Genomic DNA, 23,740 nt, shown 5'->3' on the forward strand with positions numbered 1-23,740 from the left:
GACCGTACGCCCGGGCGACCCCGTCCGCCGCCGCACCACCCCACCTGCCGCCGCACCAACCCGTCCGTCACCGCACGACCCCACCCGTCACCGCACGGCCACGTCCGGTGCCGTACGGGCGCGGGCGGCCCCACTGCGTCCGCCGCCGCACTGCCCGCCCACCCGGCCCGCGTGGCGTTACGGCGGCCCGCCCCGCCCCTGCCGTGGCAGGCCCAGCTCCTCCGCGGCCGCGGAGTTGCAGTACTCGCGGACGGCGCTCGTGCGAGCCACCACTCGCCCGCGGTGGATCACGATGCGGCTGTACGCCAGCGACAGGACCCCCGCCAGCCGGTCGCCGCGGACGGCGAGGAGGTCGGCGGGGAAGCCGGCCTCCACGCGGACCTCGGGCAGGCCCAGCGCGGCCCGCGCGGCGGTGCTGACGGCGTCGTAGGCGTCCTCGGGACGCAGGCCGTGCCGGGAGGCGAGCAGGTAGGCCGCCTCGAGGGGGTCGCCGCGGCCCACGGGGTTGCAGACGTCCCGCAACGCGCCGCTGCCGGCGGCCACCCGCACCCCGGCCGCGCGCAGCAGCCGTACGGGCGCGGCGCTCCGGCCCTCGACGGCGCCGCAGCCGCCCTGGGGCAGGCAGACCACCGTCACGCCGGCGGCGGCCAGTTGGTCGGCGGTGCGGCCGACCGCTTCGGCGGGGAGACGGTCGAGCCCGCCGCAGGGACTGAGGGCGACGCCCGGCCGCAGACCGCCGGCCATCGCGGCGAGGCGGGCGAGCCGGGCCGGGTCGGTTGCCTCGGTGTGCAGGTCGACGGGGCAGCCGTGCTCGGAGGCGACATCGAGGACGGTCTCCACGTAACCGGCGGGATCGGGGTCCAGGTCCGGGCAGCCGCCGACCACCGCGGCGCCCATCTTCACCGCGTCCCGCAGCATGGCGAGCCCGTTCGCGCCGGCCGCGCCGGTCAGCACGCGCGGCATCGCCACCGCCGTCAGCTCCGCCAGCCCGCGCAGTGAGCGCCGGGCCCGCAGGACGGCGGCCAGCGCGCCGAGGCCCTGGACGTCACCCACGCGCACATGGGCGCGCAGCGCGGTCGCGCCATGGCCGAGTTGCAGCAGCACCGCCTCTGTGGTGCGGCGCTGGACGTCCTCGGGGGCGTACGAGACGGGGCCGTCGGCGTCCGCGGTGAGCGCGGTGTCGGCGTGCGCGTGCGGCTCGGCGGGGGCCGGGAGAAGGAGGTAGCCGTCGAGGTCCACGCGTGCGCCGCCGGGGGCCGGCCCGGTCGCCAGACTGCCGGCCGTGCCGACCGCCTCGATGCGCCCTCGGCCCAGCCGTACGTCCACGGTGCGGCCGTCCGTCAGCCGCGCCCCGCACAACAGCAGGGCGGCCGGGTCCGGTGTGCCTGAGAAGGCGCCGGAGGACGACCACGGGTGGGGCGACTGCGGCCGGTTGTCGGGCATCGGGCTCCAGGGGGCTCGGGACTGTGCGGGGCGCAGGGGACGCTGAGGACGCAGGCGTCACGGTGGGACGCGTGATCACGCAGAGTGAGTCGAGCCTAGGGCGGCACTTCGGCGAGGGCGGGGAGGAGCGCAATAGTCGTACCGGTGTGGTCCGCGGTGCCGAAGGGGCTCCAGAGACCCCTGTGACCTCGGGGAAATGGGCGGGCGGACGGCCTCCGGAGGGGGCCGGGTACGGGGCCCGGGAGGCCTCGCGAAACGGATTTGGGCGAACGGCTGCGGACCGTGTAATGTCTTCATCGCTCGCCCCAATAGCTCAGTCGGTAGAGCGTCTCCATGGTAAGGAGAAGGTCTACGGTTCGATTCCGTATTGGGGCTCTGGTGGGTGAGGTTCCCGTCGCGAGGCGGGGCCCGATCCCATCAAAGCGGTGTAGCTCAGTCGGTAGAGCAAGCGGCTCATAATCGCTGTGTCACCGGTTCAAGTCCGGTCACCGCTACTGACAGTAGCCGATTGTGGGGTCGGTCCTTCGATCGGCTACTCTTTTATGCGTTAATCGTCCCATCCGTTCGTCAAGGAGCACTCCTGTGGCTGCCACCGACGTCCGCCCGAAGATCACGCTGGCCTGCGTGGAGTGCAAGGAGCGGAACTACATCACCAAGAAGAACCGGCGTAACAACCCGGACCGACTGGAGATGAAGAAGCACTGCCCGCGTTGCAACGCGCACACCGCGCACCGCGAAACGCGATAAATCAGGCTCGTATGCGAGGCCGTCCCCGAGTGATCGGGGGCGGCCTCGTGTCGTTGAGCGACCCGTACCGGTCAGTAGAGCGACGCACAGCGACGCAGAGAACCAGGAGGTGCCGAGGCCCATGGCGCTCGACCAGTCCTTCGTCGGGCGGAGCTACCCGCCCACCGATCCCTACGAGGTCGGCCGCGAGAAGATCCGCGAGTTCGCCGAGGCCGTGGGGGACGACAACCCGGTGTACACCGACCCGGAGGCCGCCAAGGCACTCGGGTACGCCGATGTGATCGCGCCGCCCACCTTCGTGTTCTCGATCACCTTCAAGGCGGCGGGACAGGTCGTCCAGGACCCGCAGCTGGGACTCGACTACAGCCGTGTGGTGCACGGCGACCAGAAGTTCGCCTACAAGCGCCCGGTGCGCGCCGGTGACCGCCTGACCGTCACCTCGACCATCGAGGCCGTGAAGTCCATGGCGGGCAACGACATCCTGGACATCCGCGGCGAGGTCCACGACGAGACCGGCGAGCACGTCGTGACCGCCTGGACCAAGCTGGTCGCCCGTGCGGCGGAGCAGGCGCAGACCGACGGGGAGGCGTGAGGAACCGATGACGACAACGAAGATCGCTTACGACGACGTCGAGGTCGGCACCGAACTGCCGGCCCGGTCCTTTCCCGTGAACCGCGCCATGCTCGTGCAGTACGCGGGCGCCTCCGGAGACTTCAACCCCATCCACTGGAACGAGAAGTTCGCCAAGGAGGTGGGCCTGCCGGACGTCATCGCGCACGGCATGTTCACCATGGCCGAGGCGGTCCGCGTCGTGACCGACTGGACCGGCGACCCGGGCGCCCTCGTGGACTACGGCGTCCGCTTCACCAGGCCCGTCGTCGTCCCGAACGACGACCAGGGCGCGGTGATCGAGGTCACCGGCAAGGTGGCCGCCAAGCTCGACGACAACACCGTGCGGGTGGACCTGACGGTGACCAGCGGCGGCCAGAAGGTCCTGGGAATGTCACGGGCGGTCGTACGACTGGCCTGAGCAGCCGGCAGCCGGCAGCCGGCGGTAAGGGGCGTCTCCTATGAGGAGGCGCCCCTTACGTGTGACGGGCGGGCCGGGCTGTCGGCGGTGTCTCGTAGGCTGGGCGCGTGCAGGAACTCCACGACGCCCCGCTCGCCCCGCTGACCACCTTCCGGCTGGGCGGCCCCGCCACCAGGCTGGTGACCGCGACCACCGACGCCGAGGTGATCGCAGCCGTGCGCGAGGCCGACGCGGCCGGCACGCCCCTGCTGATCGTCGGCGGCGGCTCCAACCTCGTCATCGGCGACAAGGGCTTCGAGGGGACGGCCCTGCGCATCGCCACCCGCGGCTGCGAACTCACCGGGACGCGGCTGGAGCTGGCCGCGGGCGAGGTGTGGAGCGACGCCGTCGCCCGCACCGTGGCGGCCGGTCTGGCCGGCATCGAGTGCCTGGCCGGCATCCCCGGCTCGGCGGGCGCCACCCCGATCCAGAACGTCGGGGCGTACGGCCAGGAGGTCTCCAGCACGATCACCGAGGTGATCGCCTACGACCGCCGGGCGGGTGAGACGGTCACGCTCGCCGCCGAGGAGTGCGCCTTCTCCTACCGCCACAGCCGCTTCAAGGCCGACCCGGACCGGTACGTCGTCCTGCGGGTCCGCTTCGAGCTGGAGGACGCGGACGGGCTGTCGGCGCCGCTGAAGTACGCCGAGACGGCACGCGCGCTGGGCGTCGGGCCGGGCGACCGGGTGCCGCTCGCCGACGCCCGCGAGACCGTGCTGACGCTGCGCGCAGGGAAGGGCATGGTGCTGGACGCCGAGGACCACGACACCTGGTCGGCCGGTTCGTTCTTCACCAACCCGATCCTCACCGACGCCGACTTCGCCGCGTTCCACGCGCGCGTGAAGGAGCGGCTGGGCGAGGGCGCCGAGCCGCCCGCCTATCCGGCCGGCCAGGGGCACACCAAGACCTCGGCCGCCTGGCTGATCGACAAGGCGGGCTTCACCAAGGGGTACGGCAGCGGCCCCGCCCGCATCTCGACCAAGCACACGCTCGCCCTCACCAACCGGGGCGAGGCGACCACGGAAGACCTGCTGGCGCTGGCCCGCGAGGTCGTCGCCGGCGTGCGCGACGCCTTCGGGGTCACCCTGGTCAACGAGCCGGTGATGGTGGGCGTCGGGCTGTAGGCCCCGACCGGCTCCCGGGGCCCGGGGAGCGCGGCTCACCAGCCGGGGCTCGGCGGGGCGCTCAGGACGCCAGCCAGTCGTCCACGCCCGAGAGCAGCTTCCGGCGTACGTCCTCGGGCGCCGCCGAGCCCCGCACCGACTGCCGGGCCAGTTCCGCCAACTCCTCGTCCGTGAAGGCGTGGTGGCGGCGGGCGATCTCGTACTGGGCCGCCAGGCGCGAGCCGAAGAGCAGCGGGTCGTCGGCGCCCAGCGCCATGGGGACGCCCGCGTCGAACAGGGTGCGCAGTGGGACGTCCTCGGGCTTCTCGTACACGCCCAGGGCGACGTTCGAGGCCGGGCAGACCTCGCAGGTCACCCCGCGTTCGGCGAGCTTCCTCAGCAGCCGGGGGTCCTCGGCCGCGCGTACGCCGTGCCCGAGCCGGTTCGCGTACAGGTCGTCCAGACAGTCGCGGACGGACGACGGGCCGGTCAGCTCGCCGCCGTGCGGGGCGGACAGCAGCCCGCCTTCGCGGGCGATCGCGAACGCCCGGTCGAAGTCCCGGGCCATGCCCCTGCGTTCGTCGTTGGAGAGCCCGAAGCCGACCACCCCGCGGTCCGCGTACCGCACGGCCAGCCGGGCCAGGGTGCGGGCGTCCAGGGGGTGCTTCATCCGGTTCGCCGCGACGAGGACCCGCATGCCGAGCCCGGTCTCGCGCGATGTCGTCTCCACCGCGTCCAGGATGATCTCCAGCGCCGGGATCAGCCCGCCCAGCCGGGGCGCGTACGACGTCGGGTCGACTTGGATCTCCAGCCAGTGCGAGCCGTCCTTGAGGTCCTCCTCGGCGGCCTCCCGCACCAGCCGCTGGATGTCCTCCGGCTCCCGCACACACGACCGGGCCGCGTCGTACAGGCGCTGGAAGCGGAACCAGCCCCGTTCGTCCGTGGCCCGCAGCTTGGGTGGCTCCCCGCTGGTCAGCGCCTCGGTCAGTGCGTCCGGCAGGTGCACGCCGTACTTGTCGGCCAGTTCCAGCACGGTGGTGGCCCGCATCGACCCGGTGAAGTGCAGGTGCAGATGGGCTTTCGGCAGCTCAGAGACATCACGTACACGCTCCATTCAGCGATCCTGCCGTACGTCCCGGGCGTCTCGGTAGCACTTTCCCCGAACGTGGTCTTGCTCGCACAAAGCAGCGGGACCGCACGCCGGCGTCGGCATGCGGTCCCGTGGGGGAGACGGACGTCAGTCCCTGGCCTCCGCCAGCAGCTTCTGGATACGGCTCACGCCCTCGACGAGGTCCTCGTCGCCCAGCGCGTACGACAGCCGCAGATACCCCGGGGTGCCGAAGGCCTCGCCCGGCACCACCGCGACCTCGGCCTCCTCCAGGATCAGCGCGGCCAGCTCGACCGAAGTCTGCGGACGCCTGCCGCGGATCTCCTTGCCGAGCAGCGCCTTCACCGACGGGTACGCGTAGAACGCGCCCTCGGGCTCCGGGCAGACGACGCCGTCGATCTCGTTGAGCATCCGGACGATCGTCCTGCGGCGCCGGTCGAAGGCCTCGCGCATCGTCTCGACGGCCGACAGGTCGCCGGAGACGGCGGCCAGGGCGGCGATCTGCGCCACGTTGGAGACGTTCGAGGTGGCGTGCGACTGCAGGTTCGTCGCGGCCTTGACGACGTCCTTCGGGCCGATGATCCAGCCCACCCGCCAGCCGGTCATCGCGTACGTCTTGGCGACGCCGTTGACGACGATGCACTTGTCGCGCAGCTCGGGGAGGATCGCCGGCAGCGAGGTGAACGTCGCGTCGCCGTAGACGAGGTGCTCGTAGATCTCGTCCGTCATGACCCACAGGCCGTGCTCGACGGCCCAGCGGCCGATCGCCTCGGCGTCCTCGGCGCTGTAGACCGCTCCGGTCGGGTTCGAGGGGGAGACGAACAGGACGACCTTCGTCCGCTCCGTGCGGGCCGCCTCCAACTGCTCGACGGAGACGCGGTAACCGGTCGTCTCGTCGGCCACCACGTCCACCGGGACGCCGCCGGCCAGCCGGATCGACTCCGGGTACGTGGTCCAGTACGGGGCCGGGACGATGACCTCGTCGCCCGGGTCGAGGATCGCGGCGAAGGCCTCGTAGATGGCCTGCTTGCCGCCGTTGGTGACCAGGATCTGCGAGGCCTCGACCTCGTAGCCGGAGTCACGCAGCGTCTTCGCGGCGATCGCGGCCTTCAGCTCGGGCAGACCCCCGGCCGGCGTGTACCGGTGGAACTTGGGGTTCTTGCAGGCCTCGATCGCGGCCTCGACGATGTAGTCCGGGGTCGGGAAGTCGGGCTCGCCGGCGCCGAAGCCGATCACCGGACGCCCGGCGGCCTTCAGGGCCTTGGCCTTGGCGTCCACGGCGAGGGTGGCGGACTCGGAGATCGCGCCGACTCGGGCGGAGACCCGGCGGTCGGTGGGAGGGGTTGCAGCGCTCATGGGGCCCATGGTTTCAGACCGGAAACGGGCCCGGCACACGGGTTTCACGGACTGGTCAGCCGACCGGTCAGCAAAGAGAACATCCGAAGGAATCCGATCAAGGCCGCTTTCCGTTCGACGAGGCGCTCAAGACCACGTACACTCACACGTCGTTGGCCTTCGACAGCCGCGCCACATCAGGTGCACACCGAGCACCCGGGCGGATGCGGTACGTTGGGGACACACAAAGGGTCGTAGCTCAATTGGTAGAGCACTGGTCTCCAAAACCAGCGGTTGGGGGTTCAAGTCCCTCCGGCCCTGCTACACACTCCGTCACCAGGATGTGTGCGCAGCGCATGTACGTACAGCAATGCACTCGCCGTGCGGCTCAGACCGGGCGCGGCACGGCCACGACCCGGGAACAGGTGAGGACGAATGGCGGACGCCGTGGGCTCCATCGACACGCCTGATGCCCAGGACGAGGCGCCTGAGGCGAAGAAGAAGGCTCGTAAGGGCGGCAAGCGCGCCAAGAAGGGCCCGCTGAAGCGCCTCGCGCTCTTCTACCGCCAGATCGTTGCGGAGCTCCGCAAGGTCGTATGGCCCACTCGAGGTCAGCTGACGACGTACACCACCGTGGTGATCGTGTTCGTCGTCATCATGATCGGCCTGGTGACCGTGATTGACTATGGACTCAGCCACGCCGCCAAGTATGTCTTTGGCTGAGCCTAGAGCGAAGGGCGCCGAGGTATCCGGCGCCCCTTTCGCATGTTCCACCCCTATGTATCCAGGAAGAAGCAGCCACCGTGTCTGACCAGAACCTGAACGACGCCATCGAGCCGAACGAGTCCGTGGACGACGAGCTCGACATCGTCGAGGGCTCGGACGAGGTGGACGAGTTCGAGGCTGCCGAGGCCGACGCGGGCGAGCCCGCGGAGGAAGCCGCGCTGCACGTCGAGGACGAGGACGCCGCGGGCGCCGAGGACGATGACGCCGACGAGGCCGTCGCCGAAGAGTCCGAGGAAGCCGAAGAGGAAGAGCCGGCCGAGCCGGTCGACCCCGTCGTCGCCCTGCGCGAGGAACTGCGCACCCTCCCCGGCGAGTGGTACGTCATCCACACGTACGCCGGCTACGAGAACCGCGTGAAGACCAACCTGGAGCAGCGCGCCGTCTCGCTGAACGTCGAGGACTTCATCTTCCAGGCCGAAGTGCCGCAGGAAGAGGTCGCGCAGATCAAGAACGGCGAGCGCAAAACCATCCGTCAGAACAAGCTCCCCGGCTATGTGCTGGTGCGCATGGACCTGACGAACGAGTCCTGGGGCGTCGTCCGCAACACCCCCGGCGTCACCGGCTTCGTGGGCAACGCCTACGACCCGTACCCGCTGACCCTGGACGAGATCGTCAAGATGCTCGCCCCGGAGGCCGAGGAGAAGGCCGCCCGTGAGGCCGCCGAGGCCGAGGGCAAGCCGGCTCCGGCCCGCAAGGTCGAGGTCCAGGTGCTGGACTTCGAGGTGGGCGACTCGGTCACCGTCACCGACGGCCCCTTCGCCACGTTGCAGGCCACGATCAACGAGATCAACGCCGACTCGAAGAAGGTCAAGGGCCTCGTCGAGATCTTCGGCCGCGAGACCCCGGTCGAGCTCAGCTTCGACCAGATCCAGAAGAACTAGCTCCTTCTGGAACACACGCCTCCGACCAGGTCAGGCGGGCTGTCACAGCTCGCCTGACCTGCTCGGTTTTTGGCCGCGCAGAGATACCCGTTATCGTTGTGCGGTATGCCTCCATCCGGATCATCCGGACCGGAAGGCTGAAAAAACTCTCACTAGGACCCGGAGAGAGCAATGCCTCCCAAGAAGAAGAAGGTCACGGGGCTCATCAAGCTCCAGATCAACGCCGGTGCGGCCAACCCCGCGCCGCCGGTCGGCCCCGCGCTCGGCCAGCACGGCGTCAACATCATGGAGTTCTGCAAGGCCTACAACGCCGCGACCGAGTCGCAGCGTGGCTGGGTGATCCCGGTGGAGATCACGGTCTACGAGGACCGCTCCTTCACCTTCGTCACCAAGACGCCGCCGGCCGCGAAGATGATCCTCAAGGCCGCGGGTGTCGAGAAGGGCTCGGGCGAGCCGCACAAGACCAAGGTCGCCAAGATCACCGAGGCGCAGGTCCGTGAGATCGCCACGACCAAGCTTCCCGACCTGAACGCCAACGACCTGGACGCCGCGTCGAAGATCATCGCCGGCACCGCCCGCTCCATGGGCATCACGGTCGAGGGCTGATCCCCAGCCCCGTAGCACCTTCGTAGCACCGTGGCAGGGCCTGCTCGGCCCGTACCACGACTCCTCAAGACACACTGGAGCAGTAGTGAGCAAGCGCAGCAAGTCCCTCCGCGCTGCGGACGCCAAGATCGACCGGGAGAAGCTCTACGCCCCGCTCGAGGCCGTCCGTCTCGCCAAGGAGACCTCCACGAGCAAGTTCGACGGCACCGTCGAGGTCGCCTTCCGCCTGGGTGTCGACCCGCGCAAGGCCGACCAGATGGTCCGTGGCACCGTGAACCTGCCGCACGGCACCGGCAAGACCGCCCGGGTCCTGGTCTTCGCGACCGGTGACCGTGCTGCGGCCGCGGAGGCCGCGGGCGCCGACATCGTCGGCTCCGACGAACTGATCGACGAGGTGGCGAAGGGGCGTCTGGACTTCGACGCCGTCGTCGCCACCCCGGACCTCATGGGCAAGGTCGGCCGCCTCGGCCGCGTCCTCGGCCCGCGTGGTCTGATGCCCAACCCGAAGACCGGCACCGTGACCCCGGACGTGGCCAAGGCCGTGACCGAGATCAAGGGCGGCAAGATCGAGTTCCGCGTCGACAAGCACTCGAACCTGCACTTCATCATCGGCAAGGCGTCCTTCGACGACGACAAGCTGGTGGAGAACTACGGCGCGGCGCTGGAGGAGATCCTCCGTCTGAAGCCGTCCGCCGCCAAGGGCCGCTACATCAAGAAGGCCGCGATCAGCACCACGATCGGCCCCGGCGTCCCGGTCGACCCGAACCGCACCCGGAACCTTCTCGTCGAGGAGGACCCGGCCGCGGTCTGAACCTGACGGTTCGCCCGAGTCGGCGACGAGCCCCGCAACCTTTCGAGGTGCGGGGCTCGTCCCTTTTTGTCGTACCTCTCTTTCTTCGTACGACTGTCGGTGCTGTGCGTTACCTTCCAGGGACGGGCATTCCATGGGGGTGGGACGAATGAAGTGCACGAGTGTGCGCCGTGCGGGCCTCTCGATCGCGGCAGTGATCCTGCTGGCGGGGGCGACGGCCTGCAGCGGATCGGGCGGCCCGGGCGGTTCCGGCGGAGCGAGCGGCTCCGGGGGCGCGGGCGGCTCCGGTGAGGCCGGGGGCGGCAGCCCGCGGCTCAGCCCCGTCGCGGCGCTGCGGAGCGCCGAGAAGTCCACCGACGGCGCCGACTCCGCGAAGGTCGAGTCCACCACGGCCATGGGCTCGGTGATGTCGATGACCGCGGAGGGCGTACTGGGCTGGAAGGACGGCCTCACCGGCACGCTCACCATCACGTACACCGGCGGCACCATGGCCGACACGATGCGGCAGATGGGCGCCACCTCCATGGAGGCCCGGTACCTGCCCGACGCCTACTACGCCAGGATGGGCGACTCCTTCGCGGGGCAGGCCGGCGGCAGACACTGGATCAAGTACGCGTACGACGACCTGGAGAAGCTCGGCGGCGGCTCCGGCGCGTATCTGAAGGACCAGCTCACGAACACCACTCCCAACCAGTCGGTGAAGCTGCTGCTGGCCTCCGGTGACGTCCGCGAGGTCGGCCGGGAGAAGGTGCGGGGCCGGAACACCACGCACTACTCCGGCACGGTCGAGGTGGCCGACCTCGCCGAGAAGAACTCCCACCTCGGCCGGAGCCAGCTCGAGGAGCTGAAGAAGACGCTGGAACAGGCCGGTGTCACCACCGAGACCGTCGACATCTGGGTCGACGACCGGGACCTGCTGGCCAAGAAGGTCGAGAAGGGCGAGACCACGGCCGGCGCGTACAGCCAGACCGCCTTCTACAGCGACTACGGCACCGAGGTCTCGGCCGAGGCGCCCCCGGCCGGCGACACGACGGACTTCCGTGAGTTGGTGAAGCAGCAGGAGGCGGCCGGCGGCTCGTAATTCACGGGACCTCCTCCGGGATCATGGGATACCTTCACGGTCTTGCTGTGCGTCGACCGTGTGTTCTCTGTACGGGGTTCTGGGGGAAATTGGATGAGGTCTGCCGTGGGTGTCCTCGGGCTGTCCGTGCTGCTCGTCAGCGGCTGCGCGGCGGTGGGCGGTACGGGGAGCGGGGGTGACTCGTCCGCCGCGGCGGCGGTCACGCGGGCCGCGGAGAAGGCGGAACAGCCGGTGTCCCTGCGCTACCGCACGAACGGCCGGACACCGGAGGAGGGCCGGATTCGGGGCGAGGCCGCGATCGGCACGAAGCCGCAGGTCATGAGCCTGAAGTCCACCGTGCTCAGCGGCCCCGACAAGGGTACGGGCGAGTTCCGGTTCGTCGGCGGGGTGCTCTACATAGGCACCGGCGAAGCCGACGAGGACGGCAAGCACTGGGTCAGGTTCGGGAAGCCCGGCGCCAACGGCGGGATGTCCGACAAGGTCCGCGACAACCCGGCGCACGAGACCGGCTTCCTGGCCGCCGCAGACGACCTGAAGAAGGCCGGCTCCGAGACCGTCGGCGGCGTCCGCACCGACCACTACGCGGGCACGGCCACCATCGACGAGATCCGCGCCTCCTACGAGGGCAAGCCGACGAAGATCCGGCAGCGCACCGAGAAGAGCCTCGCCCAGTACGAGAAGCTGGGCGTGGACGAGCTCACCATGGACCTGTGGGTCGACGCCGAGGACCGCACCCGGCAGCTGCGCATGCAGGGCTTCGGACGGCGTGGCCCGCTCGACCTGACGATCACCTTCTCCGACTTCGGCAAGCCCGTGACCGTGAAGGCGCCGCCGGCCTCGGACACCATGGACCTGGCCGAGCAGCTGCGGAAGGCCGCTGACTGACCTCCGCCGGTCCGCCGGCCGGGCACCCGGCCGGTCCCCGTACGGGCGGATTTGCTTGACGGCGACCGGTTCACGTACGCTCCTGCAGAAGCCAAAGACCGCTGGTCGTTGCCGTGCACTCAGCAGAGGGTGCGGTGGCCGAAGGATCCGCTGCAATGCGGACGACCCGCGCAGGTGTCAGTGGATGTGCTCCCGAACAGAACTCCTTCCACGGAATTCGTCCGGTCGAGCTACGCCCCGTGCGCCTGCGCCGGGGCGTTTCGTCTGTCACAGCCCCTTCTGAGCGGTCCTCATCACCCGGAAGGAGGCCGACGCTCTATGGCAAGGCCCGACAAGGCTGCCGCGGTAGCCGAGCTGACGGACGCGTTCCGCAGTTCGAACGCCGCCGTGCTGACCGAGTACCGGGGTCTCACCGTGGCGCAGCTCAAGACGCTGCGTCGTTCGCTCGGTGAGAACGCCCAGTACGCCGTGGTGAAGAACACGCTGACCAAGATTGCGGCCAACGAGGCCGGGATCAACACGCTCGACGACCTTTTCAACGGTCCGACGGCGGTCGCCTTCATCACCGGTGACCCGGTGGAGTCGGCGAAGGGTCTTCGTGACTTCGCCAAGGACAACCCGAACCTCGTCATCAAGGGCGGTGTCCTTGACGGCAAGGCGCTGTCCGCCGACGAGATCAAGAAGCTTGCGGACCTCGAGTCCCGCGAGGTTCTGCTCAGCAAGCTGGCGGGTGCCTTCAAGGGCAAGCAGTCTCAGGCTGCTCAGCTCTTCCAGGCGCTTCCCTCGAAGCTCGTCCGCACCGTGGACGCTCTTCGCGCCAAGCAGGCCGAGCAGGGCGGTGCCGAGTAACTCGGCTCGCGAAATGACCGCCGCCTGAGGCGTCCCGCCTGAGGCAGAGGTCGTAGCGGGCCGACAGTACGCCCGCCACACATGTACATACCGGCACCAGCCGAATTAGTGGAAGGATCGCCCACCATGGCGAAGCTCAGCCAGGAAGACCTGCTCGCGCAGTTCGAGGAGATGACCCTCATCGAGCTCTCCGAGTTCGTGAAGGCGTTCGAGGACAAGTTCGACGTCACCGCCGCCGCCGCGGTCGCCGCCGCCCCCGCGGGCCCGGCCGCCGTCGTCGAGGCCGCTGAGGAGCAGGACGAGTTCGACGTCGTCCTCACCGGCGCGGGCGAGAAGAAGATCCAGGTCATCAAGGTCGTGCGTGAGCTGACCTCCCTGGGTCTGAAGGAGGCCAAGGACCTCGTGGACGGCGCTCCGAAGCCCGTTCTCGAGAAGGTCGCCAAGGAGGCCGCAGAGAAGGCTGCCGAGTCCCTCAAGGCCGCCGGCGCCTCCGTCGAGGTCAAGTAACACCCCGCGGTCGGCGACGACCGCACGCGAAGGCTGAAACTGCCCCTCCCGGGGCTGTAACGCCCACGCACCGAGGAGCGATCATCCATCTGGGTGGTCGCTCTTCGGCGTTCCTGGAAGCACGGCCACGGTTGCCTCATACCCCTCTGAGCGGGGGGTATGGTGATCTTCGTCGTGTCTCCGAGCGCCCCGGCTCGCGCCAGGGGGCCTTGACGAACCGCACGCAGCGCGCAATTCTCAGGACGCGTCGTCACAAGGATCCGTATCCGAGGCATGGATCGACGACGAAGAGGGCAGTATCACCGTGCGATTGAGGGCTACCGGACCGAGGGCGTTGAGAACTACGAGGGTCTCGAAGAACCCGCACTGGACATCAGTGTGCCAACTGGCTACACTGACCCTTTGCGCTGCCTGTTAGCTGTCCCCTGCCCGTCACCAGGGGCATGCCCTCACTTGAGTCCGGACGATCAGATCATCTCCCACCTGGCCTTTTCGCCAATCGGGGAAAATCTGTCTCCGTGCCCGGGACTGAGGGGCCGGTACGCGCGTAGTGAGTCCGAGCCCTCGGAAGGACCCCCTCTTGGCCGCCTCGCGCAACGCCTCGACCTCGAATACGAACAACGCCGCCAGCACTGCCCCGCTGCGCATCTCTTTTGCAAAGATCAAGGAGCCACTCGAGGTTCCCAACCTGCTCGCGTTGCAGACCGAGAGCTTTGACTGGCTGCTCGGGAACACCGCCTGGCAGAGTCGGGTCGAGGCGGCTCTGGAGTCCGGTCAGGACGTCCCCACCAAGTCGGGTCTGGAGGAGATCTTCGAGGAGATCTCCCCGATCGAGGACTTCTCCGGGTCGATGTCGCTGACGTTCCGCGACCACCGCTTCGAGCCGCCGAAGAACAGCATCGACGAGTGCAAGGACCGTGACTTCACGTACGCGGCCCCGCTCTTCGTGACGGCCGAGTTCACCAACAACGAGACCGGCGAGATCAAGTCCCAGACGGTCTTCATGGGCGACTTCCCGCTCATGACGAACAAGGGCACCTTCGTCATCAACGGCACCGAGCGTGTCGTGGTGTCGCAGCTGGTCCGTTCGCCGGGTGTCTACTTCGACTCCTCCATCGACAAGACGTCCGACAAGGACATCTTCTCGGCCAAGATCATCCCTTCCCGGGGTGCCTGGCTGGAGATGGAGATCGACAAGCGCGACATGGTCGGTGTGCGCATCGACCGCAAGCGCAAGCAGTCCGTCACCGTCCTTCTGAAGGCTCTCGGCTGGACCACCGAGCAGATCCTCGAGGAGTTCGGCGAGTACGAGTCCATGCGCGCCACCCTGGAGAAGGACCACACCCAGGGCCAGGACGACGCGCTGCTCGACATCTACCGCAAGCTGCGTCCGGGCGAGCCCCCCACGCGTGAGGCCGCGCAGACGCTGCTCGAGAACCTCTACTTCAACCCCAAGCGCTACGACCTGGCCAAGGTCGGCCGCTACAAGGTCAACAAGAAGCTGGGCGCAGACGCTCCGCTCGACGCGGGCGTGCTGACCGTCGAGGACGTCATCTCGACGATCAAGTACCTGGTCAAGCTGCACGCCGGCGAGACCGAGACGGGTGCGGACAACGGCACCACGATCGTCGTCGAGACCGACGACATCGACCACTTCGGCAACCGTCGTCTGCGCAGCGTCGGCGAGCTCATCCAGAACCAGGTCCGCACGGGTCTGGCGCGGATGGAGCGAGTCGTCCGCGAGCGGATGACGACCCAGGACGTCGAGGCGATCACGCCGCAGACCCTGATCAACATCCGGCCGGTCGTCGCCTCCATCAAGGAGTTCTTCGGCACCAGCCAGCTGTCGCAGTTCATGGACCAGAACAACCCGCTGTCGGGTCTCACCCACAAGCGCCGTCTGTCGGCTCTTGGCCCGGGTGGTCTCTCCCGTGAGCGGGCCGGCTTCGAGGTCCGTGACGTGCACCCGTCGCACTACGGCCGCATGTGCCCGATCGAGACGCCCGAAGGCCCGAACATCGGTCTGATCGGCTCGCTCGCCTCCTACGGCCGCGTCAACGCGTTCGGTTTCGTGGAGACGCCCTACCGCCGGGTCACCGACGGTGTCGTCACCGACGAGGTCGACTACCTGACGGCCGACGAGGAGGACCGCTTCGTCATCGCGCAGGCCAACGCCACGCTCGACGACGACCTGCGCTTCACCGAGAACCGCGTCCTGGTGCGCCGTCGTGGCGGCGAGGTCGACTACGTCCCCGGTGACGACGTCGACTACATGGACGTCTCGCCGCGCCAGATGGTGTCGGTCGCGACCGCCATGATCCCGTTCCTCGAGCACGACGACGCCAACCGTGCCCTCATGGGCGCGAACATGATGCGTCAGGCCGTGCCGCTCATCAAGAGCGAGGCCCCGCTCGTCGGCACCGGCATGGAGTACCGCTCCGCCGTCGACGCCGGCGACGTGGTCAAGGCCGAGAAGGACGGTGTGGTCCAGGAGGTCTCCGCGGACTACATCACCACGACCAACGACGACGGCACGTACATCACGTACCGCCTGGCCAAGTTCTCGCGCTCCAACCAGGGCACCTCGGTCAACCAGAAGGTCATCGTCAACGAGGGCGACCGGATCATCACCGGTCAGGTCCTCGCCGACGGCCCGGCCACCGAGAACGGCGAGATGGCGCTCGGCAAGAACCTGCTCGTGGCGTTCATGCCGTGGGAGGGTCACAACTACGAGGACGCGATCATCCTGTCGCAGCGCCTCGTGCAGGACGACGTCCTCTCCTCGATCCACATCGAGGAGCACGAGGTCGACGCCCGTGACACCAAGCTCGGCCCGGAGGAGATCACCCGGGACATCCCGAACGTCTCCGAGGAGGTCCTCGCCGACCTCGACGAGCGCGGCATCATCCGCATCGGTGCCGAGGTCGTCGCCGGCGACATCCTGGTCGGCAAGGTCACGCCCAAGGGCGAGACCGAGCTGACCCCGGAGGAGCGCCTGCTGCGCGCGATCTTCGGCGAGAAGGCCCGTGAGGTCCGTGACACCTCGCTGAAGGTGCCGCACGGCGAGATCGGCAAGGTCATCGGCGTCCGCGTCTTCGACCGTGAAGAGGGCGACGAGCTGCCGCCGGGCGTGAACCAGCTGGTTCGTGTCTACGTGGCGCAGAAGCGCAAGATCACGGACGGTGACAAGCTCGCCGGCCGTCACGGCAACAAGGGCGTCATCTCCAAGATCCTGCCCATCGAGGACATGCCGTTCCTCGAGGACGGGACCCCGGTCGACATCATCCTCAACCCGCTGGGTGTGCCGTCCCGAATGAACCCGGGACAGGTGCTGGAGATCCACCTCGGCTGGCTCGCCAGCCGCGGCTGGGACGTCTCCGGTCTCGGCGAGGACTGGGCGCAGCGCCTGCAGGTCATCGGCGCCGACCAGGTCGCCCCGGGCACCAACGTCGCCACCCCGGTGTTCGACGGCGCCCGTGAGGACGAGCTCGCGGGTCTGCTGAACCACACCATCCCGAACCGCGACGGCGAGCGCATGGTGCAGCCGACCGGCAAGGCGAGGCTGTTCGACGGCCGCTCCGGCGAGCCGTTCCCGGACCCGATCTCCATCGGGTACATGTACATCCTCAAGCTCCACCACCTGGTCGACGACAAGCTGCACGCCCGTTCGACCGGCCCGTACTCGATGATCACCCAGCAGCCGCTGGGCGGTAAGGCGCAGTTCGGCGGTCAGCGCTTCGGTGAGATGGAGGTGTGGGCGCTGGAGGCATACGGCGCCGCGTACGCCCTCCAGGAGCTCCTGACCATCAAGTCCGACGACGTCACCGGCCGCGTGAAGGTCTACGAGGCCATCGTCAAGGGCGAGAACATCCCCGAGCCCGGCATCCCCGAGTCCTTCAAGGTGCTCATCAAGGAGATGCAGTCTCTCTGCCTGAACGTGGAGGTGCTGTCCAGCGACGGTATGTCCATCGAGATGCGTGACACCGACGAGGACGTCTTCCGCGCGGCGGAGGAGCTCGGCATCGACCTGTCCCGGCGCGAGCCGAGCAGCGTCGAAGAGGTCTGACGGGAGTCCGGTCCGGAGGTTCGGCGATGAAATTCCCTGAACCTCCGGCCGGCCCCGGGACCCCCGTATCAGACCCCAAGACTTACAACCCTGAGAGGGATTGACGCATAGTGCTCGACGTCAACTTCTTCGACGAGCTCCGGATCGGTCTGGCTACCGCTGACGACATCCGTCAGTGGAGCCACGGCGAGGTCAAGAAGCCCGAGACGATCAACTACCGCACGCTCAAGCCGGAAAAGGACGGACTCTTCTGCGAGAAGATCTTCGGTCCGACCCGGGACTGGGAGTGCTACTGCGGCAAGTACAAGCGCGTCCGCTTCAAGGGCATCATCTGCGAGCGCTGCGGCGTCGAGGTCACTCGCGCCAAGGTGCGTCGTGAGCGGATGGGCCACATCGAGCTTGCCGCCCCCGTCACCCACATCTGGTACTTCAAGGGTGTCCCGAGCCGTCTGGGCTACCTGCTCGACCTGGCTCCCAAGGACCTCGAGAAGGTCATCTACTTCGCGGCGTACATGATCACGTACGTCGACGACGAGCGCCGGACCCGTGACCTGCCCTCGCTGGAGGCGCACGTCTCCGTCGAGCGTCAGCAGATCGAGAACCGCCGCGACTCCGACCTGGAGGCCCGCGCCAAGAAGCTCGAGACCGACCTGGCCGAGCTCGAGGCCGAGGGCGCCAAGGCCGACGTACGCCGCAAGGTGCGCGAAGGCGCCGAGCGCGAGATGAAGCAGCTGCGCGACCGTGCGCAGCGCGAGATCGACCGTCTCGACGAGGTGTGGACCCGCTTCAAGAACCTCAAGGTCCAGGACCTCGAGGGCGACGAGCTCCTCTACCGCGAGCTGCGTGACCGTTTCGGCACGTACTTCGACGGCTCGATGGGCGCCGCCGCGCTGCAGAAGCGCCTGGAGTCCTTCGACCTCGACGAGGAGGCCGAGCGTCTCCGCGAGATCATCCGTACCGGCAAGGGCCAGAAGAAGACCCGTGCGCTCAAGCGCCTGAAGGTCGTCTCCGCGTTCCTGCAGACCAGCAACAGCCCCAAGGGCATGGTCCTGGACTGCGTGCCGGTCATCCCGCCGGACCTCCGCCCGATGGTGCAGCTGGACGGTGGCCGCTTCGCGACCTCCGACCTGAACGACCTGTACCGCCGTGTGATCAACCGCAACAACCGTCTGAAGCGGCTTCTCGACCTCGGCGCGCCCGAGATCATCGTGAACAACGAGAAGCGCATGCTCCAGGAGGCCGTCGACGCGCTCTTCGACAACGGCCGTCGTGGCCGCCCCGTCACGGGCCCCGGCAACCGTCCGCTGAAGTCGCTGTCCGACATGCTCAAGGGCAAGCAGGGCCGCTTCCGTCAGAACCTGCTCGGCAAGCGTGTGGACTACTCCGCGCGTTCCGTGATCGTCGTCGGTCCGCAGCTGAAGCTGCACCAGTGCGGTCTGCCGAAGGCGATGGCGCTGGAGCTGTTCAAGCCGTTCGTGATGAAGCGGCTCGTGGACCTCAACCACGCGCAGAACATCAAGAGCGCCAAGCGCATGGTGGAGCGCGGCCGCACCGTCGTGTACGACGTCCTCGAAGAGGTCATCGCCGAGCACCCGGTGCTGCTGAACCGTGCGCCCACCCTGCACCGCCTGGGCATCCAGGCCTTCGAGCCGCAGCTGGTCGAGGGCAAGGCCATCCAGATCCACCCGCTCGTCTGCACCGCGTTCAACGCGGACTTCGACGGCGACCAGATGGCCGTCCACCTGCCGCTCTCCGCGGAGGCGCAGGCCGAGGCGCGCATCCTGATGCTGTCCTCGAACAACATCCTCAAGCCCGCCGACGGCCGTCCGGTGACGATGCCGACCCAGGACATGGTCCTCGGTCTGTTCTTCCTCACCACCGACGGCGAGCTGCGCGACACCAAGGGCGAGGGCCGGTCCTTCGGCTCCACGGCCGAGGCGATCATGGCGTTCGACGCCGGTGAGCTCGCGCTGCAGTCGCCGATCGACATCCGCTTCCCGGTGGGCACCATCCCGCCGCGTGGCTGGACGCCGCCGGCGCAGGAGGAGGGCGACCCGGAGTGGCAGCAGGGTGACACCTTCCGGCTGCGTACGACGCTGGGCCGCGCGCTCTTCAACGAGCTGCTGCCCGAGGACTACCCGTTCGTCGACTACTCGGTGGGCAAGAAGCAGCTCTCCGAGATCGTCAACGACCTGGCCGAGCGCTACCCCAAGGTCATCGTGGCGGCGACGCTCGACAACCTGAAGGCGGCCGGCTTCTTCTGGGCGACCCGTTCCGGTGTCACCGTGGCCATCTCCGACGTCGTCGTCCCCGAGGCGAAGAAGGAGATCGTCCGCGGGTACGAGGCGCAGGACGAGAAGGTCCAGAAGCAGTACGAGCGTGGTCTGATCACCAAGGAAGAGCGCACGCAGGAGCTCATCGCGATCTGGACCAAGGCGACCAACGAGGTCGCCGAGGCGATGAACGCGAACTTCCCCAAGACCAACCCCATCTTCATGATGGTTGACTCGGGCGCCCGAGGAAACATGATGCAGATGCGGCAGATCGCCGGTATGCGTGGTCTGGTGTCGAACGCGAAGAACGAGACCATCCCGCGTCCGATCAAGGCGTCCTTCCGTGAGGGCCTGTCCGTGCTGGAGTACTTCATCTCCACGCACGGCGCCCGTAAGGGTCTCGCGGACACCGCCCTGCGTACCGCCGACTCGGGTTACCTGACCCGTCGTCTGGTGGACGTCTCGCAGGACGTCATCATCCGCGAGGAGGACTGCGGCACCGAGCGCGGTCTGAAGCTGCGGATCGCCTCGAAGGACGCGAACGGCGTCCTGCAGAAGGCGGACGACGTGGAGACCAGCGTCTACGCCCGCATGCTCGCCGAGGACGTCGTCATCGACGGCAAGGTGATCGCGCCGGCCAACGTGGACCTGGGCGACGTGCTCATCGACCAGCTGGTGCGCCACGGTGTCGAGGAGGTCAAGACCCGCTCGATCCTGACCTGTGAGTCGCAGGTCGGCACGTGCGCCATGTGCTACGGCCGCTCGCTGGCCACCGGCAAGCTGGTCGACATCGGTGAGGCGGTCGGCATCATCGCCGCCCAGTCCATCGGTGAGCCCGGCACCCAGCTGACGATGCGTACCTTCCACACCGGTGGTGTGGCCGGTGACGACATCACCCAGGGTCTGCCGCGTGTCGTCGAGCTCTTCGAGGCCCGTACCCCGAAGGGTGTCGCCCCGATCTCCGAGGCCTCCGGCCGCGTGCGGATCGAGGAGACCGAGAAGACGAAGAAGATCGTCATCACGCCGGACGACGGCAGCGACGAGACGGCGTTCCCGATCTCCAAGCGCGCCCGTCTCCTGGTCAGCGAGGGCGAGCACGTCGAGGTGGGCCAGAAGCTCACCGTGGGTGCCACCAACCCGCACGACGTGCTGCGCATCCTGGGTCAGCGTGCCGTCCAGGTCCACCTGGTCGGCGAGGTCCAGAAGGTCTACAACTCGCAGGGCGTGTCGATCCACGACAAGCACATCGAGATCATCATCCGGCAGATGCTCCGCCGGGTGACGATCATCGAGTCCGGCGACGCCGAGCTGCTGCCCGGCGAGCTCGTCGAGCGCTCGAAGTTCGAGGTCGAGAACCGTCGTGTGGTGCAGGAGGGCGGTCACCCGGCCTCCGGTCGTCCGCAGCTCATGGGTATCACCAAGGCCTCGCTGGCCACGGAGTCCTGGCTGTCGGCGGCGTCCTTCCAGGAGACGACCAGGGTGCTGACGGACGCGGCGATCAACGCCAAGTCCGACTCCCTGATCGGCCTCAAGGAGAACGTCATCATCGGTAAGCTCATCCCGGCCGGTACGGGTCTGTCCCGCTACCGCAACATCCGGGTCGAGCCGACCGAGGAGGCCAAGGCCGCGATGTACTCGGCCGTCGGCTACGACGACATCGACTACTCGCCGTTCGGCACGGGCTCCGGCCAGGCCGTTCCGCTGGAGGACTACGACTACGGTCCGTACAACCAGTAAGGCGTACGTCTGAGGTACCGAAGGGCGGTCACCCCCGTTGGGGGGTGGCCGCCCTTCGGCGTGACCGGGAGACGTCGGCAGGGGGCCGCTGACGGGGCTCTGACGGGCGGAGGGGCGGCCGGGGATGCCGCGTGCCGTTTCCCAGATCACCAGCAGCCGTCTCACACTTCGGCCGGAAATGAGCCAGGAGGAAATTCTCAACCAGCTCATTCAGGACGTCAGCCCGGCTCGAGCACATACAAACGAGGCTCCTCGTTCGTTGTCGTGGGGTGTAGACCACCGCGACAACGAGGAGGAGCCTCGCTCATATCAATTTACTGGCGCACAAAAGAAGCATTCAAGGGTCATCAAAGTCCGTGTGTCGTGGACTCGCCGACCCGCGGCGGGCCGTGAAACCGTATTGGAGTGCCGGCCCACTGCTTCACGCCGTCGAGACGGGGTGCGCGGCACTCAGCCGTTCAAGGGGGCCCACTCCTGGTCGGGGTTGCCATTGCAGGACCACTGAATTGCCTTGGCACCGACAGCGCTTCCCGAGGTGCCGAGGCACATCCCCGAATTCCTGTTGATCAGCTTGTGCCACCCCGCGCCCGAGCCATTCTGCCAGTACCACAGCTGGTCATTGTGTCCGTTGCAGTCCCACACCGTGGCAGCTGCGCCAGACGCCTTCGAGGTACCGCTGATGCCCAGGCACTGGCCGTTGTCGTTGGTCACCCGGTAGTAGGTCCCGCGGGAGTCCGACCCCGCCGAGTGGAGGCCCCACACCTGATCGGGGTTCTTGTTGCAGTACCACTGAATAGCGTTTGTCTTGTTGGCTCCGTTCTGGCTTCCCAGGCAGTAGCCGTTCGCGTTGATCATCCGCGGGCCGGTCGCCGCGGATGCGGTCGGTGCGAACCCGACAAGCATCGACAATGCGGCCGACGTGGCACCTGCCGCGATGGTGACGCGCGTAAACCTATTCATATCGGAAATCACTCCGGAGTTCTTCCAGGGATGAATTTCCCGCGGTCGGGAGAAGGCAGGACCGGCCGAAAATCGACCTTGATACTCCGGCTTGGATGTCTCGGAGTGCCAAACCTTCGGACCTCGTGTGGTCTATACCGCGGGGGCCATTGCTGAAACATTATCAGATGGCATTCATTGGTGGCCGGTTTTATCAAACGCTCAAGTTTCATGAGCCAGGCTCCGCGGCCGCGACGTCGCCGCGTCGTCGCTATCGGCGAGTCGCGAGAGTCCGGTGCCTGAAGCGCGTACGGTCCGGTCGGGCCTGCCGCGACCGTTCCCTCCGTCGACCCGCTGTGACGAGGAGGGTGTCGCACACTCCATACCCCCTGTTGGGGCGTGCAGCGGGCCCGGCGTCCCGTCCTGCCGCCTTTGTTTTGACCGGAGTCGGTGCGCTAGGTACGCTCAGACCTTGTGCCTGGGGTGTGCCCTGGCCCATGTGCGTGTCTGCAACCGCATCGGGGCCGTAGCAATGGCCACCGCGATCCGCGCCCCTTCCTGCCTCGCGGCGGAAGTCCGCAGGTCCGACACACCCGACCGCGTGGGTCGGCGAAGTTCCAGGTTAGCTGTACAAATCGGCACACAGAAACCGGAGAAGTAGTGCCTACGATCCAGCAGCTGGTCCGTAAGGGCCGGCAGGACAAGGTCGAGAAGAACAAGACGCCCGCACTCGAGGGTTCTCCTCAGCGCCGCGGCGTCTGCACGCGCGTGTTCACGACCACCCCGAAGAAGCCGAACTCGGCCCTGCGTAAGGTCGCGCGTGTGCGTCTGACCAGCGGGATCGAGGTCACCGCTTACATTCCGGGTGAGGGACACAACCTGCAGGAGCACTCCATCGTGCTCGTGCGTGGTGGCCGTGTGAAGGACCTGCCGGGTGTTCGCTACAAGATCATCCGCGGCTCCCTCGACACCCAGGGTGTCAAGAACCGCAAGCAGGCCCGCAGCCGCTACGGCGCCAAGAAGGAGAAGTAAGAAATGCCTCGTAAGGGCCCTGCCCCGAAGCGCCCGGTCATCATCGACCCGGTCTACGGTTCTCCTCTTGTCACGTCGCTCATCAACAAGGTGCTGCTGAACGGCAAGCGCTCCACCGCCGAGCGCATCGTCTACGGTGCCATGGAGGGCCTGCGCGAGAAGACCGGCAACGACCCGGTCATCACGCTGAAGCGCGCTCTCGAGAACATCAAGCCGACCATCGAGGTCAAGTCCCGCCGTGTCGGTGGCGCGACCTACCAGGTTCCGGTCGAGGTCAAGCCCGGCCGCGCGAGCACCCTGGCGCTGCGCTGGCTCGTCGGCTACTCCCGCGCCCGTCGCGAGAAGACCATGACCGAGCGCCTGCTCAACGAGCTTCTCGACGCGTCCAACGGCCTCGGCGCCGCTGTGAAGAAGCGTGAGGACACCCACAAGATGGCCGAGTCCAACAAGGCCTTCGCGCACTACCGCTGGTAGTCGCTAC

20 protein-coding genes and 3 tRNA genes are annotated in these 23,740 nt (G+C 68.0%); 19 read left to right on the plus strand and 4 right to left on the minus strand.

Annotated elements, in window-relative coordinates; translation table 11 throughout:
* Window positions 1-177: 177 nt before the first annotated feature.
* Complete coding sequence (locus QF032_RS23465) at window positions 178-1,443, minus strand: amidohydrolase family protein (protein ID WP_307057380.1); 1,266 nt, start codon at window positions 1,441-1,443, stop codon at window positions 178-180.
* A 302-nt stretch (window positions 1,444-1,745) separates the two neighbouring features.
* On the opposite strand from QF032_RS23465, the gene QF032_RS23470 reads away from it, so the two are divergent.
* From QF032_RS23470 to QF032_RS23495, 6 genes are all read left to right on the plus strand, one after another.
* A tRNA-Thr gene (locus tag QF032_RS23470) sits at window positions 1,746-1,818 on the plus strand.
* A gap of 46 nt (window positions 1,819-1,864) precedes the next feature.
* Window positions 1,865-1,937, plus strand: a tRNA-Met gene (locus QF032_RS23475).
* 88 nt (window positions 1,938-2,025) lie between these two features.
* On the plus strand, window positions 2,026-2,190 hold the full coding sequence (gene rpmG, locus QF032_RS23480) for a 50S ribosomal protein L33 (protein WP_003948671.1): 165 nt from the start codon (window positions 2,026-2,028) through the stop codon (window positions 2,188-2,190).
* Between the two features lie 121 nt (window positions 2,191-2,311).
* Window positions 2,312-2,782, plus strand: coding sequence for a MaoC family dehydratase N-terminal domain-containing protein (locus tag QF032_RS23485; RefSeq protein WP_307057382.1), 471 nt, complete (start codon window positions 2,312-2,314; stop codon window positions 2,780-2,782).
* Between the two features lie 7 nt (window positions 2,783-2,789).
* Entirely contained in the window at window positions 2,790-3,221 is a 432-nt protein-coding gene (locus QF032_RS23490; protein ID WP_306949788.1) for a MaoC family dehydratase, read from the plus strand.
* A 107-nt stretch (window positions 3,222-3,328) separates the two neighbouring features.
* Window positions 3,329-4,384, plus strand: a complete 1,056-nt coding sequence (locus QF032_RS23495) for a UDP-N-acetylmuramate dehydrogenase (protein ID WP_307057384.1) — start codon at window positions 3,329-3,331, stop codon at window positions 4,382-4,384.
* A gap of 61 nt (window positions 4,385-4,445) precedes the next feature.
* Here the strand turns inward: QF032_RS23495 and QF032_RS23500 are convergent, their stop codons facing one another.
* Complete coding sequence (locus tag QF032_RS23500) at window positions 4,446-5,477, minus strand: adenosine deaminase (RefSeq protein ID WP_307057386.1); 1,032 nt, start codon at window positions 5,475-5,477, stop codon at window positions 4,446-4,448.
* Window positions 5,478-5,600: 123 nt separating this feature from the next.
* The gene (locus QF032_RS23505) at window positions 5,601-6,827 is read right to left on the minus strand and encodes a pyridoxal phosphate-dependent aminotransferase (protein WP_306949785.1); all 1,227 of its coding nucleotides are present in this window, start codon (window positions 6,825-6,827) and stop codon (window positions 5,601-5,603) included.
* Window positions 6,828-7,054: 227 nt separating this feature from the next.
* Here QF032_RS23505 and QF032_RS23510 point away from each other — a divergent pair.
* From QF032_RS23510 to QF032_RS23560, 11 genes are all read left to right on the plus strand, one after another.
* A tRNA-Trp gene (locus QF032_RS23510) sits at window positions 7,055-7,127 on the plus strand.
* A gap of 114 nt (window positions 7,128-7,241) precedes the next feature.
* A complete protein-coding gene (gene secE / locus QF032_RS23515) occupies window positions 7,242-7,529 on the plus strand; it encodes a preprotein translocase subunit SecE (protein WP_057584698.1) in 288 nt (95 codons plus the stop codon).
* Between the two features lie 80 nt (window positions 7,530-7,609).
* Window positions 7,610-8,473 (plus strand): transcription termination/antitermination protein NusG, encoded by an 864-nt coding sequence (nusG, locus tag QF032_RS23520; protein ID WP_306949784.1) that lies wholly within the window; start codon window positions 7,610-7,612, stop codon window positions 8,471-8,473.
* A 171-nt stretch (window positions 8,474-8,644) separates the two neighbouring features.
* Window positions 8,645-9,079, plus strand: a complete 435-nt coding sequence (gene rplK, locus QF032_RS23525) for a 50S ribosomal protein L11 (RefSeq protein ID WP_005481290.1) — start codon at window positions 8,645-8,647, stop codon at window positions 9,077-9,079.
* A gap of 85 nt (window positions 9,080-9,164) precedes the next feature.
* The gene (gene rplA, locus QF032_RS23530) at window positions 9,165-9,890 is read left to right on the plus strand and encodes a 50S ribosomal protein L1 (RefSeq protein WP_306949783.1); all 726 of its coding nucleotides are present in this window, start codon (window positions 9,165-9,167) and stop codon (window positions 9,888-9,890) included.
* A 148-nt stretch (window positions 9,891-10,038) separates the two neighbouring features.
* Window positions 10,039-10,971 (plus strand): hypothetical protein, encoded by a 933-nt coding sequence (locus QF032_RS23535; RefSeq protein WP_307045288.1) that lies wholly within the window; start codon window positions 10,039-10,041, stop codon window positions 10,969-10,971.
* A 93-nt stretch (window positions 10,972-11,064) separates the two neighbouring features.
* On the plus strand, window positions 11,065-11,856 hold the full coding sequence (locus tag QF032_RS23540; protein ID WP_307045289.1) for a hypothetical protein: 792 nt from the start codon (window positions 11,065-11,067) through the stop codon (window positions 11,854-11,856).
* Window positions 11,857-12,174: 318 nt separating this feature from the next.
* Window positions 12,175-12,705, plus strand: coding sequence for a 50S ribosomal protein L10 (gene rplJ, locus QF032_RS23545; RefSeq protein WP_057584693.1), 531 nt, complete (start codon window positions 12,175-12,177; stop codon window positions 12,703-12,705).
* A 126-nt stretch (window positions 12,706-12,831) separates the two neighbouring features.
* Window positions 12,832-13,212 carry a 50S ribosomal protein L7/L12 gene (gene rplL / locus QF032_RS23550; RefSeq protein ID WP_307057388.1) on the plus strand — a complete coding sequence of 127 codons (381 nt, stop codon included), beginning with the start codon at window positions 12,832-12,834 and terminating at the stop codon, window positions 13,210-13,212.
* Between the two features lie 580 nt (window positions 13,213-13,792).
* Window positions 13,793-17,278, plus strand: coding sequence for a DNA-directed RNA polymerase subunit beta (rpoB, locus tag QF032_RS23555; protein WP_057584691.1), 3,486 nt, complete (start codon window positions 13,793-13,795; stop codon window positions 17,276-17,278).
* A 110-nt stretch (window positions 17,279-17,388) separates the two neighbouring features.
* Window positions 17,389-21,288, plus strand: a complete 3,900-nt coding sequence (locus QF032_RS23560) for a DNA-directed RNA polymerase subunit beta' (RefSeq protein ID WP_306949778.1) — start codon at window positions 17,389-17,391, stop codon at window positions 21,286-21,288.
* Between the two features lie 450 nt (window positions 21,289-21,738).
* Here the strand turns inward: QF032_RS23560 and QF032_RS23565 are convergent, their stop codons facing one another.
* Complete coding sequence (locus QF032_RS23565) at window positions 21,739-22,260, minus strand: RICIN domain-containing protein (protein WP_307057390.1); 522 nt, start codon at window positions 22,258-22,260, stop codon at window positions 21,739-21,741.
* Window positions 22,261-22,887: 627 nt separating this feature from the next.
* Between QF032_RS23565 and rpsL the strand changes: the two genes are divergently transcribed.
* Both rpsL and rpsG read left to right on the plus strand, forming a co-directional pair.
* Window positions 22,888-23,259 carry a 30S ribosomal protein S12 gene (gene rpsL, locus QF032_RS23570; RefSeq protein ID WP_003948652.1) on the plus strand — a complete coding sequence of 124 codons (372 nt, stop codon included), beginning with the start codon at window positions 22,888-22,890 and terminating at the stop codon, window positions 23,257-23,259.
* A gap of 3 nt (window positions 23,260-23,262) precedes the next feature.
* Window positions 23,263-23,733 (plus strand): 30S ribosomal protein S7, encoded by a 471-nt coding sequence (rpsG, locus tag QF032_RS23575; RefSeq protein WP_030788318.1) that lies wholly within the window; start codon window positions 23,263-23,265, stop codon window positions 23,731-23,733.
* The last annotated feature ends 7 nt before the right edge of the window (window positions 23,734-23,740 follow it).

It is taken from the genome of Streptomyces achromogenes (assembly GCF_030816715.1).
GTDB classification, from domain to species: domain Bacteria; phylum Actinomycetota; class Actinomycetes; order Streptomycetales; family Streptomycetaceae; genus Streptomyces; species Streptomyces achromogenes_A.